The sequence below is a fragment of the Rhizobium ecuadorense genome (assembly GCF_001187535.1).
In the GTDB taxonomy this organism is placed as follows: domain Bacteria; phylum Pseudomonadota; class Alphaproteobacteria; order Rhizobiales; family Rhizobiaceae; genus Rhizobium; species Rhizobium ecuadorense.
Window position 1 is genome coordinate 1 of the sequence record NZ_LFIO01001095.1, and the last position, 1055, is coordinate 1055.

Annotated in this window: 1 protein-coding gene; it reads right to left on the reverse strand. The window is 64.0% G+C overall.

Annotation, left to right across the window (positions count from 1 at the left end; genetic code table 11):
• A partial coding sequence (locus AF337_RS22125; RefSeq protein WP_049733823.1) for a dihydrolipoyl dehydrogenase occupies nt 1-1055 on the reverse strand: 1055 nt, incomplete at both ends.

Here is a 1055-nt window from a genome sequence, read left to right on the forward strand (position 1 = left end):
TGGGCGCCGAGCAGCTCGCCGGTCTTCTTGTCGAAGATCACCTTGACCATGCCCTGGTCTTCGCCGAGCGCGATCGCCTTGCCGTTGGCGGCGAAGGAGAAGCGGCCGACGCGGATGTCACGGCCCAGCTCCTTGGCCTTGGCTTCGGTGAGACCGACGGAGGCGACCTGCGGGTTGCAATAGGTGCAGCCCGGGACCTTGCCCTTGTCTGTGGGATGAACGTTCGGCAGGCCGGCGATCTTCTCGACGCAGACGACGCCCTCATGCTCGGCCTTGTGCGCCAGCATCGGCGGGCCGGCAACGTCGCCGATCGCATAGATGCCGGCGACATTGGTCTTGCCGTAACCGTCGGCGACGACGCAGCCGCGGTCGGTCTTGATTCCGAGCGCTTCGAGGCCAAGATTTTCGATATTGCCCTGAACGCCGACGGCGGAGATCATCCGATCGGCGGTGATCTGCTGCACCTTGCCATCTGAAGTCTCGACATGGGCGGTGATGCTGCCCGCACCCTTCTCGACCTTCGTGACCTTGGCGCTGGTGAAGATCTTCAGGCCGCGCTTTTCCAGCTGCTTGCGGGCGATGGCGGTGACTTCGGCATCCTCGACCGGCATGATGGTCGGCATGACCTCGACAACCGTCACATCCACGCCCATCGAACGATAGAAGCTGGCGAATTCGATGCCGATCGCGCCCGAGCCCATGACGATCAGCGACTTCGGCAGCGCATCCGGCTTCAGCGCCTCGAAATAGGTCCAGATCAGCTTGCCGTCGGGCTCGATGCCGGGCAGCGCGCGCGGGCGGGCGCCGGTCGCGATGATGATGTGCTTGGCGGTATAGGTGCCCTCGCCCTTGACGTTTTTCGGCAGCGGATGCTGCGGCTCGACCACAGGCTTCGACGACTTGCCGACGACGATCTCGCCGGGCTTTGAAAGCTTCGCCTCACCCCAGATGATGTCGATCTTATTCTTCTTCATTAGGAAGCCGACGCCGGCGTTGAGACGGGCGGAGACGGCGCGCGAGCGGCCGACAACGGCCTTGGCATCCGGCTTGACCGA